This window comes from Rhodobacteraceae bacterium M385, assembly GCA_025141835.1.
In the GTDB taxonomy this organism is placed as follows: Bacteria; Pseudomonadota; Alphaproteobacteria; order Rhodobacterales; family Rhodobacteraceae; genus Gymnodinialimonas.
In genome coordinates this window covers 775,090-789,005 of sequence record CP081102.1, presented here as the reverse complement: position 1 = coordinate 789,005, position 13,916 = coordinate 775,090, and the positions used below count along the sequence as shown (strand labels likewise).

Here is a 13,916-nt window from a genome sequence, read left to right as displayed (position 1 = left end):
AGGCTGAAAGCCTCTTTTCACCCCATGTTCGTTTTGTCAATTTTTACGCTCGTTTTTGCGCGAATTCGGCAAGGCTAGGGCACGGCGGCGCGGGCGATCAGCGCCTCAACCTGCGGGCCGAGCTCCTCTACAATCAGCGCAACACCTGCGGGGTTGGGATGAATTCCATCGCGCTGCATGAAATCGGACACGGACGCGCCCGCCGCGACCGGCGCCCGGAAGCCGTCAAAGAAGTCACGGGCCAGAAGGGTGCTGAACTCTTGCGAAAGCGCGGGATACATGGCGTTGAAGTCTCTCTGAAAGTCTGGGCCGTAGTTGCCGGAAGCGACAATGCCGACCAACAAAACCTCTAGCTCTGCGGCGGCGGCAATTTGCAGGATGCCCGCAAGGTTCGCCCGACTGACCGCCGGGTCAATGCCGCGCAGAAAGTCGTTGCCGCCCAATGCCACGATGATTGCATCCACCTCGGGCGTCAGGCTCCATTCCAGCCGGGCCAAGCCACCGGCGGTCGTATCGCCCGAGACGCCTGCATTGATCAGCGTGACGTCTTGGCCACGCCCAACCAGCCATTCCTGCAACTGCGGCACCAAACCGTCGGACTGCCGCAAGCCGTAGCCCGCCGTCAAACTATCGCCCAAAGCGAGGATCGTGGTCGTGTCAGCCGCAACAGGCGTGGCGATCAACGCGACGACGGCGACCTTGCCCCACCGCCGCAAGACCCCATATCCATTCCACAAATGTTTACAAACGCGAGGCGTCATGGCGGCAATCCTATCCTTGAATGACGTGGCGCTATCGCTGGAAGGCAACGCCGGGCCGGTCGATATCTTGCAGGGCATTTCACTGGATATCGCCCGGGGTGAAACGCTGGCGCTGACGGGGCCGTCTGGGTCTGGCAAGTCATCGCTCCTTATGGTGATGGGCGGGTTGGAACAGGCTTCTTCCGGGCAGGTCACTGCGTTGGACCATGATCTGACAGCGATGAACGAAGATCAACTCGCCCGGTTCCGTAGGCAACATATGGGGGTGGTGTTTCAAAGCTTCCACCTGATCCCCACCATGACTGCGCTGGAAAACGTTGCAACGCCGTTGGAGCTGGCGGGCGTGCCCGATGCCTTTGCGCGCGCCGATGCCGAATTGGCCGCCATGGGCCTGGCGGCGCGGGCGGGGCATTACCCCTCGCAGATGTCCGGCGGAGAGCAACAGCGCGTGGCGCTGGCCCGCGCCTCTGCCCCACGCCCGGATATCCTGTTGGCCGATGAGCCGACAGGAAACCTTGATGGCACCACGGGCGCGCAGATCATGGATTTGCTGATGGACCTGCGCGACCGCCACGGGGCGACGTTGATTCTTGTGACCCACTCCGCCGATCTGGCCGCGCGGTGTGACCGAGAGGTCGGCCTGCGCGATGGCAGGATCGCCCCATGAGCGACCGGCGCGGCGGGTTTCGCGTTGCGGTAAAGATCGCACGCCGGGAATTGCGGGCGGGCCTGCGCAGCGGGTTGCGCGGGTTCCGCGTATTTCTGGCCTGCCTTGCCCTTGGGGTCGCAGCGATTGCGGCGGTGGGCTCTGTCCGCGTCTCGATTGAAGAAGGCTTGGCGAGAGAGGGCGCGACGATCCTTGGGGGCGATGCAGAGATCACCTTCACCTACCGCTTTGCCGATGCCGATGAACGCACGTTCATGGAAGGTTGGGCCGAGAGCATTTCGGAAACGGTCGACTTCCGTTCCATGGTTGTGGTGAACCGCGATGAGGTCGAACGCGGCCTGACCCAAGTGCGCGGCGTCGATGCCGCATGGCCGCTGTTCGGGGAAGTCGGGCTTGATCCGCCGATGCCCATCGCCGATGCCCTTGCGGTTCGGGATGTCCCCGGCGCGGTGATCGCGCCGCTGTTGGTTGACCGTCTTGGCCTGTCCGTGGGCGACAGGTTCCACCTTGGCACGCAGGAGTTCGAGCTTCGCTCCATCTTGGTGGACGAACCCGATGGCGCCTCGTCAGGCTTTGGGCTTGGGCCGCGCACAATCGTGTCCCTGCAAGGGCTTGAAGGCTCTGGCCTGATCCAGACCGGCACGCTTTATGAAAGCCAATACCGATTGGAGCTTCCCACGGGCACCGATCTTGATGCCGCAGAAGCCGCCTTCGCACCCCTGGAATTGCAAGGTGCCCGTTGGCGCGATGCCCGCAACGGCGCACCGGGCGTGGCGCGGTTTATCAACCGGATGGGATCGTTTCTGGTGCTGGTCGGGCTGGCCGGTCTGGCCGTGGGTGGCGTCGGCGTCGCCGCTGCTGTCCGCACCTATCTGGAAGGCAAAATCGCCACCATCGCGACCTTGAAGACTTTGGGGGCAGAGCGGCGCACGATCTTTACCGCTTATTTCCTGCAAGTTGGAGCCCTGACGCTGGTGGGCGTCAGCCTCGGCCTGATCCTTGGGGCTGCGGCACCACTGGCGTTTGGCCCCCTGATCGCGGCGCAACTGCCGGTTCCGGTAGCAATCAGCCTTTACCCTGCGCCGCTGCTGGAGGCGGCTTGGTACGGCACGCTCACGGCGTTGATTTTCACCCTCTGGCCTCTGGCGCGCACCGCGCAGGTGCGGGCGGCGGCGCTGTTTCGCGATGCCTCCCTTGGGGCGCGGAATTGGCCGGATTGGCCGTATCTTGTGGTGATCGGCGTATTGGTTGTGGCCCTTGTCGGTTCAGCCGTTTGGCTGTCGGGCATCATGTTCCTGGCGCTCGGCACGGCGGCGGGGTTACTTCTATCGCTGGCACTTCTTGGCGCTTCCGCCTGGGGCATACGCGCGCTTTGCAAACACATAGCACGGGCGAGGTTTGTTCGAGGGCGCACTGCCCTTCGCGCCGCGCTTAGCGCCGTTGGCGGGCCGGGGTCCGAGGCCAGTTCAGTCGTGCTGTCCCTTGGGCTTGGCCTGTCGGTTCTGGCCGCCGTGGGCCAAATTGACACCAATCTGCGCAGTGCCATTCAACGCGACCTGCCGGATGTCGCCCCAAGCTACTTCTTCCTCGATATTCAACCCGATCAACTGCAACCCTTTCTGGACCGGGTAGAGGGTGACCCGCTGGTCAGCCGGGTTGAAACCGCCCCGATGTTGCGCGGCGTCATCACCCAGATCAACGGCGAGAACGCGCAAGATGTGGCAGGCGACCATTGGGTGTTGCGGGGCGACCGCGGCGTCACCTATCGCGCTGGCCCTCCCCCGCCCGAAGAAATTACCGCCGGCACATGGTGGGCCGAAGATTATGCCGGACCGCCCCAGATCGCCTTCGCTACAGAGGAAGCCGCAGAAATGGGCCTGAACCTTGGGGATACGCTGACCCTCAACATTCTGGGGCGCGACATCACCGCGACCATTGTGGCCCTACGCGAGGTCTCGTTCGAGAACGCGGGCATCGGCTTTATCGTCACCATGAACGAGGCCGCCTTGATCGGCGCGCCCCATTCCCACATCGCCACCGTCTATGCAGCCCCCGAGGCCGAGACCCAGATCCTGCGCGATGTGGCGACTGATGCGCCCAATGTGACCGCCATCCATGTGCGCGACGCTTTGGATCGTGTGGCAGAGGCCTTGCGCGGAATTGCACGGGCTACGTCCTATGCGGCGCTGGCCACGCTTTTGACGGGACTTATCGTGCTGGTCGGGGCCGCCGCCGCAGGGGAACGCGCCCGCGTGTTTGAAGCAGCGGTGCTAAAGACCCTTGGCGCTTCGCGGGCGACGATCCTGGCAAGTTTTGCGATCCGTGCGGCCCTCTTGGGCGCGGCGGCAGGGATCGTGGCCATCGCGGCGGGGGCCCTTGGCGGATGGGCCGTTATGCGCTTCGTGATGGAAACCGATTATGTGTTCGAGCCGGTCTCGGCCACGGCAATCGTTACCGGCGGCGCTGTGGCGACGTTGCTGGCTGGTCTGGCCTTTGCGTGGCGGCCCCTGTCCACCCTTCCGGCCCGTGTCTTACGGGCACAGGACTAGACAGCGGACGCGGGTTTCCTCTTGCCAAACCGGGCTTGAATGCGCACCTGTTGGGGCATGTTGAAATCGATGAGATCTATTCTGGGGCGGAAATCGCGCAGCCACGGACCAACTCAGGTCGCGGCGGCGCCGGCACAAGATATGCCATTGCCCGCCCTTCAGACCTACATCATCGGCGACATACACGGGCGGGCCGATCTGCTGGAACTGATGCTAGAGCTGATCGACGCCCATATTGGCGGCACGGCTGCGCAGAACCCGCAATTGGTGTTCGTGGGAGACTACATTGATCTTGGGCCCGACTCTGCCGTTGTGCTGTCCCGGATGCGAGAGTTGCAAGAAAGCTTCCCCGACAACGTCACCTGTCTTATGGGCAGCCACGAACGCATGCTGCTGGACTTTCTGGCTGACCCCGCCACCCGAGGCCCCCGTTGGATGCGCTCGGGCGCGGTCGAGACTCTACGCTCTTTCGGGGTGGCGACTGCCGATCTGGAAGAAAGCCCTGAATTTGATGCCTACCCGGCAGCGGCAAAGGCCCTGCAACGGCGGCTTCAGAAAGGCATGGTGCACTGGTTAGAGAACCTGCCCCTCAGCTGGTCCTCGGGCAATCTTTGGGCCGTGCACGCCGGGGCCGATCCCGGCCACGATATGGACGCGCAATCAGCCCGCGTACTTTTGTGGGGACACCCGGAATTTGACAGTGGTCCCCGTGGCGACGACGTCTGGATCGCCCATGGCCACACAGAAGTGCCCGCCCCTACGGTTTCAGATGGGCGCATCGGCACCGATACCGCCGCTTGGCGCACCGGGCGTTTGACGGCCTGCGCGATCCGCCCCGATGGGCATTACGACTTCCTGCAAACGTAACAAGTTGGCCTCCCCCGCTGCACGGGGCTGTTTCAAGGCGAAAAAGCACGGCCCGTGCCCCTTTCCTGAGCGGGCGTGACCCCGCCTGATGGGGGCCAGCACCGCGTGCCGCCATTGACGTTCAGCCTTTGCGGGGGAAAACTGGCCTTATGAAAGAAACATACGACCTGTCCGACCTGCAAATGCTGGCACGGGATTGCCTGACACGCGCGGGCGTTAGCGGTGCTGTAGCGCAAATCGTCGCCCGCGATGTGGCTCTCTCGGAAGCGGGGGGAAGGGCGGAGGCCGGGTTTTCCTCTTTGCTTCGCGACATCCGCTTGGTCAGATATGGCCGCCTCTACCCCGATGCGGAGGTATCCTTAGATGCCCTTGCCCCGGCGGTGATCCGTGTCGATGCCGGCCATGGGTTTGCGGCAGCTGCCGTGGCCCAAGCGGTGCCTTTGCTCGTGGATACTGCCCGGGCGCAGGGCATGGCGATGCTCCACCTTATCCATGCCAGCGACCCCGGTCCGCTGACCGGCGCGATGGCCGAAATCGCCGCCTCGGGCCTTGCCGCCGTTTTGGTGCGCCCCCAGGGGAACGCCTTTGCCATTCGCCCGATGGAGCGGCAGGTCAGTGCTCTCGATCACGGGGCGCAATCAATGCTGTCGGCGTTCATGAATGACGCTCCCATGGTGGCGGATTCTCCGCTAGAAGGCCCAATGATGGAAACAGCGTGGTTGACGGCCCTCGACCCTGGGCTCACTGCGGCCGAGGAGTTGTTGGCCCATTTGCCAGACCTTAGCGGCACGCCGATGCCCGGCACCGTCGCCTTGGCGCCAGAGCTTTTGGCGCAGATCGTGAATGCCTAGGATATGACATCTGGATTGTTGAAGGGCCTGACCCTGCGGGGCCTCGAAGTGTTCGAGACGCTGGCGCGCACCGGCTCTGTCGCCGCGACGGCGGCCGAATTGGGGATGAGCGCCCCGGCGGTGTCGCAACAGATGAAGAACCTTTCGGCGGCACTAGCGGTGGAACTGGTTGATGCCTCGCGTCGCCCCATGGTGGTCACCCCCGCAGGACGCTTGTTTCTTGCCCAAGCCAAGGAGGCATTGCGCGCCCTACGCGCCGGACAACGCGACCTGAAGGCGCTGGACTTGAGCCATCTTTCGTCCCTGTCGCTTGGAGTGATCGAGGATTTCGAAAACGAAGTCACGCCGCTCTTGGCCACTCGGTTGGCTGAAGCCATGAGCCAATGTGCCTTCAACCTGCAAACCGGGGCGAGCCATGTGTTGCAGGGACGTATTGCAGCACGGGAGCTGGATATCGTCATCTGCGCCGCCGGCGCATCTGCGCCCCGGCACACGGCGACACTTCCCTTGGTGGACGACCCCTATATTCTGGCCGTGCCCAAGGGCACCGACGTCAGCCAGGGACTGCTATCGTTGGAAAACCTGCCGTTCCTGCGAAGGGATTTGGAACAGGTCATGGGCCAGCAGATAGAGGCGTATTTGGACCAAGCCGGGGTAAAACCTCCGAAACGGTTCGAGATGGATTCGAACCAATCCATTTCTGCGCTTGTGGCAGCAGGCACGGGATGGACGATCACGACGGCCCTGTCGCTGGCCCGCGGCGGCCGTTTTGCCGATGGCATTGAACCTCACCCGCTACCCGGTGCGCCCATGACACGGCACATCGTTCTCTATGCCACCTCGGATTGGGCGGGCGGCATTCCCGAACAGATTGCTGAACTGGCGAGAGAGTTGATTGGTGTACATTTCATCGAGCCTGGCGTCGAGAAGATGCCTTGGTTGGGAAGCCGCTTTCGGGTGATGTAGGGGGGAAGCCCCGCTATAGCGGGACGGCCGCTTGGGGGAAGGCAGCCCCAGAGAAAGTCCAACCGACCAATTGGAGGGCCAGCCCCCCAAACCAAACCGACCAATTGGGGGGCCAGCCCCCCAAACCCCCGGGGATATTTTTGGAACAAGGAAGCAGGGCGCGCGCGGAGTTGGGGATAGGGGGTGACTTCTGCTGGCCACGCGGGGGCATCACAGCGGCGATGTGAAATATTTTACAGGCTTTCGTCACATCGGTAAAATTTCCTGACTTGATTGTCGCAACGCTAAAAAAGCCATTCTAACGGCGGGATGAACCTGCCATGCTAGCCGCGACGCAGATGATCCGTGGGCCGGGAGGGCCATACACGGGTTGACTGCATGGGGAGGGTTCCTTTGACCTGTGACCGCGATCGCGTAACGTGCCACCGCACCTCTTCTGCATTTGCGGAAACCCCTACCCGTTTGTTCCGAGCCTCGGCCCCTCGCGCCGCTCGACCCACGTACTAGGAGAAACACCCGTGCCAAAAGATCACCTTCCAGCCCTGTTGCCAGACGCGCATATCAACGCAGCCCGCTATGAAGAGATGTATGCGGCCTCGATCAACGATCCCGATGCTTTCTGGGGAGAGCATGGCAAGCGGATCGACTGGATCAAACCTTACACCAAGGTCAAGAACACCTCCTTTGCCCATGAAGCCGTGCAAGTGAAATGGTTTGAGGACGGCACCCTGAACGTCAGTGCCAACTGCATTGACCGCCATCTGGAAACACGTGGCGACCAGACCGCGATCCTGTTTGAACCCGATGAGCCCGGCGATGGCGCACAGCACATCACTTACAAAGAGCTGCACAGCCACGTTTGCCGTTTTGCCAATGTCCTGAAGGAAATGGGCGTCGGTAAAGGCGACCGGGTCGTGCTTTACATGCCGATGATCCCCGAGGCCGCCTATGCGATGCTGGCGTGCACACGGATTGGGGCGATTCACTCTATTGTCTTCGCGGGCTTTTCGCCCGACGCGCTGGCCGCGCGGATTAACGGCTCTAGCGCCAAGGTCGTTATCACCTCTGACGGGGCCCCACGTGGTGGCCGGGTAACCGAGCTGAAGGACAATGTGAACAAGGCGTTGCTGCACAATGTGATCGATACGAAGTGCCTTGTGGTAAAGCGCACCGGTGGTCAGGTCGCCTGGGTCGATGACCGGGATGTCTGGTACGATGACATCGCCGCTAATGTCAGCGCCGATTGCCCGCCAGAAGAGATGAACGCCGAAGACCCGCTGTTCATCCTCTATACCTCTGGCTCGACCGGGCAGCCAAAGGGCGTCGTGCATACGACCGGGGGTTACCTCGTCTATGCCTCGATGACCCATGAATATGTGTTCGACTACAAGGAAGGCGATATCTTCTGGTGTACGGCAGACGTGGGTTGGGTCACAGGCCACAGCTATATCGTCTATGGCCCGCTGGCCAATGGGGCCACGACGCTGATGTTTGAAGGCGTCCCCACCTACCCCGACGCTGGCCGCTTCTGGGAGGTCTGCGAAAAGCACAAGGTGAACCAGTTCTATACCGCACCCACTGCCATTCGCGCCCTGATGGGCAAGGGGACGAGCTTTGTTGAGAAATACGACCTGAGCAGCCTGAAACTGCTCGGCACCGTGGGCGAGAACATCAACCCCGAGGCCTGGAATTGGTACAACGAGAACGTCGGCAAAGGGAAATGCCCCATCGTTGACACCTGGTGGCAGACGGAAACCGGCGGTCACATGATGACCCCCCTGCCCGGCGCCCATACGCTGAAGCCCGGCTCTGCGCAAAAACCCTTCTTCGGGGTGAAGCCGCTGGTTCTGGACCCAACCACCGCCGAGGTGATTGAGGGCAACGATGTGGAGGGCGTTCTGGTTATCGCCGATAGCTGGCCCGGCCAGATGCGCACCGTTTGGGGCGACCATGACCGTTTTGTTGCCACCTACTTCAGCGACTACAAAGGGTACTACTTCTCAGGCGATGGCTGTAAGCGCGACGCCGATGGCGAGTATTGGATCACGGGCCGCGTAGATGACGTGATTAACGTCTCCGGCCACCGCATGGGCACCCCCGAGATCGAAAGTGCCCTTGTCGCCCATGAAACCGTGTCTGAGGCCGCCGTTGTGGGCTACCCGCACCCGGTCAAAGGCCAAGGCATTTACTGCTATGTAACCTTGATGAACGACGAGACGCCCTCGGACGAGTTGAAGGCCACGTTGCAGGCTTGGGTCCGCCAAGAGATTGGGCCAATTGCCAAGCCCGACGTGATCCAATGGGCGCCGGGCCTGCCCAAGACCCGGTCGGGCAAGATCATGCGGCGCATCCTGCGCAAGATTGCGGAAAACGACTATGGCTCGCTTGGGGATACCTCCACCCTTGCCGATCCATCCGTGGTTGATGACCTGATCGCCAACCGCGCGGATACTTAGGCCAAACGCCGCGCCGCCGCCGGGCCTGTACCCCTGCGGCGGCGGCCCAAAGCCCGCGACGATTGGCCCGTTGCGCACAATGCTGCACCGCGGCATAAATCAGCGTCCCCAAGCCGGAGCCGACCCATGGCGCGAACGCCCCTTTATAAAGCTGCCGAGACTGAAATGATCTCTCGAATCGCCAAGGGCGACTGGGAGGTTGGCCGGCGTTTGCCTAATGAGTTCATTCTGGCGGAAGAATTCGGCGTGAGCCAAGGCACCATGCGCCGAGCGTTGATCAGCCTAGAGCAATCGGGCTACCTCAGCCGCAAACCGGGGCGTGGTACCCTTGTGGCAACCCAAGCGCCCACAGACACGGCAGCGCCCTCGGTGACGCCTGTGTTGTTGGGTGTGGACGGCAAAGCCCTGTCCCTTACCCCCTTTCGGGGCCGCGCCGATACCCGTGCCGCCACCCCGGAAGAAGCGAAAGCCCTGGGCACCGACCGGGTCGCCGTGCTTGAACGCACCCTGAAGCACAAGGGCCGCCGCGCCGCGCTGGAAACTACCATTGTGCCCGTAGACCTGATTGCAGCCTTGGACGAAGACGCCCCCGTCCCCTTGGACGCACTATTGGCGCACCACGATGTGATGGCCGCTCGCCTAACCGCGGAGGCCGGGGCCGAGGTGACAGACATGGCGAAATCCGTCGCCCTCTCCGTTGATCGCCATTGCGCATTGCTGGTCGTGCACACCGACGCTTTCGCAGCAAACGGCACCATGATTGCCCGGCAAATCCTACAGATTGCGCTAGAAGACGCCCGCTTGGCCCACCAATAGGCCGCAAAGGCCAAAACAGGCCAATTTTCGTGTTGACGCAACGCGCTTGCCGCCGTACCCACTGGCTCGCGTTTGGCGGAGTAGCTCAGTTGGTTAGAGCAGCGGAATCATAATCCGCGTGTCGGGGGTTCAAGTCCCTCCTCCGCTACCAAACCGCCCCCTTCCGCAAGCCTCATTCCGCGCGTACAACATTGCGCCCGACCGACGCGCATCGCTGCGCGATACTCTGGGTCGGGGGTTCAAGTCCCTCCTCCGCTACCAAACCCACCCTTCCACAAGCCTCAGTCCGCGCGTACAACATTTCGCCCGACCGACGCGCATCGCTGCGCGATACTCTGGGTCGGGGGGCAAGTCCCTCCTCCGCTACCAAATTCTCTCTTTGAAGACATGTCGTCGTCGTTAGAGCCGCTCGGGCTGCGCGCCAAAATCTATTCGATACGTACCCTTGGGCACCAAAATGTCTGGGTTTGATTGTAACGAAATTCGGTGGGATGAGCTGTTTCAACTGATCGATGCTGTTCCACCGATTGGCTAAGCGCATGAAATGCGTCCAGATTCTGGTCCATTGCTGCGGTTCATCTTAGGGATCAGTGCAACAATGCAGAATCCCCGAAACATGCAATGGCGATGATGGGCTGCATTATGATAGCCGCGATGGCTGCTACGCCGACGAAGCGGGCCTTTCGCCAGACCATTCGAACGGCGACCTCGTAGTCAATACGTACAGAGCAGGACGAAACGCCGTTCAAGTGTTTCATCCCGCTTTGCACGGAGCAAGTTTCAATAAGAGTTGGTTGTTTGGCAAAGCAGACCCAAGGATTGTACCTCACGTTGTTTACCAAACATCCCTGCCAGTCAGTTGGAACTGGCCACCTCCGGCGGTTCCTTAGCGCCGGTCATAAAGGCCACGGCGTCTGACATCGTGTAGTCCTTCGGATCGATGACGCAGAGCCTGCGACCCAAGCGATGGACGTGGATGCGGTCGGCGACCTCAAACACATGGGGCATGTTGTGGCTGATCAAAATGATCGGGACGCCGCGGGAGCGGACATCGAGGATCAACTCCAACACCTTTCGGGACTCTTTGACGCCAAGCGCCGCTGTAGGCTCGTCCAGGATGATAACCTTGGACCCAAACGCCGCTGCACGGGCTACTGCCACGCCTTGCCGTTGGCCGCCAGACAGCGTCTCGACCGCTTGGTTGATGTTCTGGATCGTCATCAGACCCAGCTCGTTCAACTTCTCGCGGGCTGCGGCTTCCATTGCGGGCTTGTCGAGCTGGCGAAGCAAGCTGCCACGCCAGCCGGGTTTACGTATTTCGCGCCCCATGAACATATTGTCCGCGATGGACAGCGCCGGGCTTACGGCGAGGGTTTGGTACACCGTCTCGATCCCGTAGTGGCGTGCATCATTGGGCGATGCGAACCGCATCTGCTGGCCCTCTAACGTCACCTCGCCCTGATCGGGCACGACCGCCCCGGACAGCGCCTTGATCAGGGTGGATTTACCCGCGCCGTTGTCACCGATGACGGCAAGAATTTCGCCGGGATAAAGCTCGAAATCACAGTTATCGAGGGCCACGACCTTGCCATAGCGTTTGGTCAGGTTCCGTCCTTTAAGAATAGGTTCCATTACGCAGCCACCTTTCTGATCCACTGGTCGATGCCGACCGCAACAATGATTAGCGAGCCGATCAACATGAACGTCCATTGTGGGTTTACGCCCGCCATGCCGAGGCCCAACATGAAGACCCCCACGATTAATGCGCCAAAGAACGCGCCCCAGATTGAGCCTCTTCCCCCAAAGAGAGAGATGCCACCAATCACAACGGCGGTGATGGATTCGATGTTTCCCTCAATCCCCGTCGATGCACTCGGAGAGACGGAGGCAAACCGCCCGATCAGCGACCAGCCCGCAATTGCGGCAATGAGGCCTGACAGCATATAGACCGACATCAGCGTGCGTTTGACGTTCACACCGGCCAATTCAGCCGAGTCCGGGTCATCGCCGACCGCATAAACGTGGCGGCCCCAAGCAGTGGAACGCAGCATGTAAGCCAACACAAACGCTAGCAGGATAAGGACCAGCACTCCGTAAGTGATCTTGGTTTGCCAGATCAGGTCCAGCAAGAATTGATCGGTGTCGTTGGGGCGCAGGCGTTCATAAGTGATGCCGCGCAGGTTCTCGATCCAAGTGACCAGCTGCTCGTTCGGCTTCAGGCCCAACCATTGCAGCATTGGCGCGTTCTCGCGGATGTCGCGGGCGCGGATCGTTTCATTGCGCGAATAGATGTAGTTGGCGGCCAGCACAATTTGCCAAACGCCAAGCGTGGCGATGAACGGCGGGATCTTGATGCGCGTGACCAGCCAGCCAGATACGGCGCCGATGGCAGCACCAGCCGCCAAACCGCATGCCACAGCGATGGCGGGCGGAATGCCGTAGCGGAAGGTGAATTGCCCCATGATGACCGAGCAAAAGACCGCAATCGCCCCCACGGACAGGTCAATGCCAGCCGTAAGGATAACCAAGGTCTGAGCCAATGCCAGAATACCCACGATCTGGATCTGTTGGAAAACCAACGTCATTTGCGGCAAGAACCGGGGGCCAAGCCAACCGGTAAAAATCATTATCGCACAGCCCAGAACGATCAGCGGCACCAATGACGGTGTCTTGTGCAATGCGCCTTGGAAGCGCATCAAAAGCGTCTTGTCTTCCACCTCGAACGAAGCAACGGTTTCTGCCGCCCCCTTCAGGCCTGTTTCAAAGTTGTCCGAATTCTCTGCCATGGTGTTAGCCCCGTGCCCTTGTCATCGCATCATACGTTGGTGAAAGGGCGGACCGAAGCCCGCCCTTCTTGATCGTAGGTTTGGGTTAAATCAGCCCCAGCACAAGTCTGCGCCCTCTTCGACCGAGATGCTCTCGACGCCGTCTACAGGCGAGTTGGTGACCAATGCGGCACCAGTGTCAAAGAAATCGCGACCCGGTGTGTTTTCGGGCAGGGTGCCGTCTTCGGCGAAGGCGGCAATCGCCTCGATCCCAAGAGAGGCCATCAGCAAGGGGTACTGCTGCGATGTGGCACCGATAACGCCATCGGCAACATCTGCCACGCCCGGGCAACCGCCATCGACAGAGACGATCAGCACGTCATCTTGGCGACCGATCGCGACAAGCGCTTCATAGGCACCAGCGGCGGCTGGTTCGTTGATGGTGTAAACCACGTTGATATCGGGATCTGCGGCCAAGCAGGTTTCCATCGCGGTGCGGCCGCCTTCTTCGTTCCCTGCGGTAACTTCGTTGCAGATGATCCGCTCGTCCGTCTCATCGCCCCACATGGAGGGGTCAACAACGTCGATACCGAAACCTGTCAGGAAGCCCTGGTCGCGCAGAACGCCCACGGTGGGCTGGCTGATGGCAAGATCTAGCATGGCGATCCGGGCGTTCGCGGCCTCGTCCCCAAGGGAACCAGCGGCCCATTCGCCGATCAGTTCACCAGCAAGGAAGTTGTCGGTCGCAAAAGTCGCGTCGGCTGCGTCAATTGGGTCGAGCGGCGTGTCGAGCGCAATCACGAGGATACCGGCAGCGCGGGCCTCTTCAATAGCAGGCACAATCGCGGCGGTGTCAGAGGCGGTAATCAAAATGCCCGATGCGCCGTTCGCAATGCAGGCTTCAACAGCCGCAACTTGCGCTTCGTTGTCGCCGTCCACTTGGCCCGCGTATGAGTTGAGCGTGATGCCCAATTCAGCTGCTGCCGCCTCTGCGCCTTGGCGCATCATGACGAAAAACGGGTTGGTGTCTGTCTTGGTGATAAGGCAAGCCGATACGCCGTGGCCATCCGCCATCGCAGCGCCGCCTGTGCAAATTGCGGCCGCAGCTGTGCCAATCAAAAGCTTCTTCATGGTGTCCTCCCAGAACAATTTTCGGCAGGCTGCCCCGCCATCTTACGACCAAGTCCTCCGGTCGCCTATCTGCAAAAGCCACGATTC

At 61.3% G+C, this 13,916-nt stretch carries 11 protein-coding genes and 1 tRNA gene; 8 read left to right on the top strand and 4 right to left on the bottom strand.

Annotated features, from left to right (window positions below):
* Positions 1 to 74 precede the first annotated feature (74 nt).
* Complete coding sequence (locus K3728_04025; protein ID UWQ96413.1) at positions 75 to 761, bottom strand: arylesterase; 687 nt, start codon at positions 759 to 761, stop codon at positions 75 to 77.
* Between K3728_04025 and K3728_04020 the strand changes: the two genes are divergently transcribed.
* From K3728_04020 to K3728_03985, 8 genes are all read left to right on the top strand, one after another.
* Positions 760 to 1,428 (top strand): ABC transporter ATP-binding protein, encoded by a 669-nt coding sequence (locus K3728_04020; protein ID UWQ96412.1) that lies wholly within the window; start codon positions 760 to 762, stop codon positions 1,426 to 1,428. The two genes, K3728_04025 and K3728_04020, sit on opposite strands and share 2 nt — an antisense overlap.
* Entirely contained in the window at positions 1,425 to 3,977 is a 2,553-nt protein-coding gene (locus K3728_04015) for an FtsX-like permease family protein (GenBank protein UWQ96411.1), read from the top strand. The genes K3728_04020 and K3728_04015 overlap by 4 nt, the downstream gene beginning before the upstream one ends.
* Positions 3,978 to 4,118: 141 nt before the next feature.
* Positions 4,119 to 4,844 (top strand): serine/threonine protein phosphatase, encoded by a 726-nt coding sequence (locus tag K3728_04010; protein ID UWQ97441.1) that lies wholly within the window; start codon positions 4,119 to 4,121, stop codon positions 4,842 to 4,844.
* 149 nt (positions 4,845 to 4,993) lie between these two features.
* Entirely contained in the window at positions 4,994 to 5,695 is a 702-nt protein-coding gene (locus K3728_04005; protein ID UWQ96410.1) for an Ldh family oxidoreductase, read from the top strand.
* Between the two features lie 3 nt (positions 5,696 to 5,698).
* Positions 5,699 to 6,661, top strand: a complete 963-nt coding sequence (locus K3728_04000; protein ID UWQ96409.1) for a LysR family transcriptional regulator — start codon at positions 5,699 to 5,701, stop codon at positions 6,659 to 6,661.
* A 518-nt stretch (positions 6,662 to 7,179) separates the two neighbouring features.
* Positions 7,180 to 9,117, top strand: coding sequence for an acetate--CoA ligase (gene acs / locus K3728_03995; protein UWQ96408.1), 1,938 nt, complete (start codon positions 7,180 to 7,182; stop codon positions 9,115 to 9,117).
* Between the two features lie 126 nt (positions 9,118 to 9,243).
* Positions 9,244 to 9,933: a GntR family transcriptional regulator gene (locus K3728_03990; protein UWQ96407.1), complete on the top strand. Its 690-nt coding sequence runs from the start codon at positions 9,244 to 9,246 to the stop codon at positions 9,931 to 9,933.
* A gap of 74 nt (positions 9,934 to 10,007) precedes the next feature.
* Positions 10,008 to 10,084, top strand: a tRNA-Met gene (locus K3728_03985).
* Positions 10,085 to 10,788: 704 nt separating this feature from the next.
* Here K3728_03985 and K3728_03980 read toward each other — a convergent pair.
* The 3 genes from K3728_03980 to K3728_03970 all read right to left on the bottom strand — a co-directional run bounded on the left by K3728_03980 (position 10,789) and on the right by K3728_03970 (position 13,829).
* Positions 10,789 to 11,565, bottom strand: coding sequence for an ATP-binding cassette domain-containing protein (locus tag K3728_03980; GenBank protein UWQ96406.1), 777 nt, complete (start codon positions 11,563 to 11,565; stop codon positions 10,789 to 10,791).
* On the bottom strand, positions 11,565 to 12,719 hold the full coding sequence (locus tag K3728_03975; protein ID UWQ96405.1) for an ABC transporter permease: 1,155 nt from the start codon (positions 12,717 to 12,719) through the stop codon (positions 11,565 to 11,567). Before K3728_03975 ends, K3728_03980 begins: the two co-directional genes overlap by 1 nt.
* Before the next feature lie 90 nt (positions 12,720 to 12,809).
* Positions 12,810 to 13,829, bottom strand: coding sequence for a sugar ABC transporter substrate-binding protein (locus K3728_03970; GenBank protein UWQ96404.1), 1,020 nt, complete (start codon positions 13,827 to 13,829; stop codon positions 12,810 to 12,812).
* Positions 13,830 to 13,916: the final 87 nt, after the last annotated feature.

Excerpts from the sequence above, each read along its gene's own strand:
- K3728_04020 (UWQ96412.1), top strand. The coding sequence starts at position 760 with ATGGCGGCAATCCTATCCTTGAATGACGTGGCGCTATCGCTGGAAGGC.
- K3728_04025 (UWQ96413.1), bottom strand. The coding sequence starts at position 761 with ATGACGCCTCGCGTTTGTAAACATTTGTGGAATGGATATGGGGTCTTG.
- K3728_04015 (UWQ96411.1), top strand. The coding sequence starts at position 1,425 with ATGAGCGACCGGCGCGGCGGGTTTCGCGTTGCGGTAAAGATCGCACGC.
- K3728_04010 (UWQ97441.1), top strand. The coding sequence starts at position 4,119 with ATGCCATTGCCCGCCCTTCAGACCTACATCATCGGCGACATACACGGG.
- K3728_04005 (UWQ96410.1), top strand. The coding sequence starts at position 4,994 with ATGAAAGAAACATACGACCTGTCCGACCTGCAAATGCTGGCACGGGAT.
- K3728_04000 (UWQ96409.1), top strand. The coding sequence starts at position 5,699 with ATGACATCTGGATTGTTGAAGGGCCTGACCCTGCGGGGCCTCGAAGTG.
- K3728_03990 (UWQ96407.1), top strand. The coding sequence starts at position 9,244 with ATGGCGCGAACGCCCCTTTATAAAGCTGCCGAGACTGAAATGATCTCT.
- K3728_03980 (UWQ96406.1), bottom strand. The coding sequence starts at position 11,565 with ATGGAACCTATTCTTAAAGGACGGAACCTGACCAAACGCTATGGCAAG.
- K3728_03975 (UWQ96405.1), bottom strand. The coding sequence starts at position 12,719 with ATGGCAGAGAATTCGGACAACTTTGAAACAGGCCTGAAGGGGGCGGCA.
- K3728_03970 (UWQ96404.1), bottom strand. The coding sequence starts at position 13,829 with ATGAAGAAGCTTTTGATTGGCACAGCTGCGGCCGCAATTTGCACAGGC.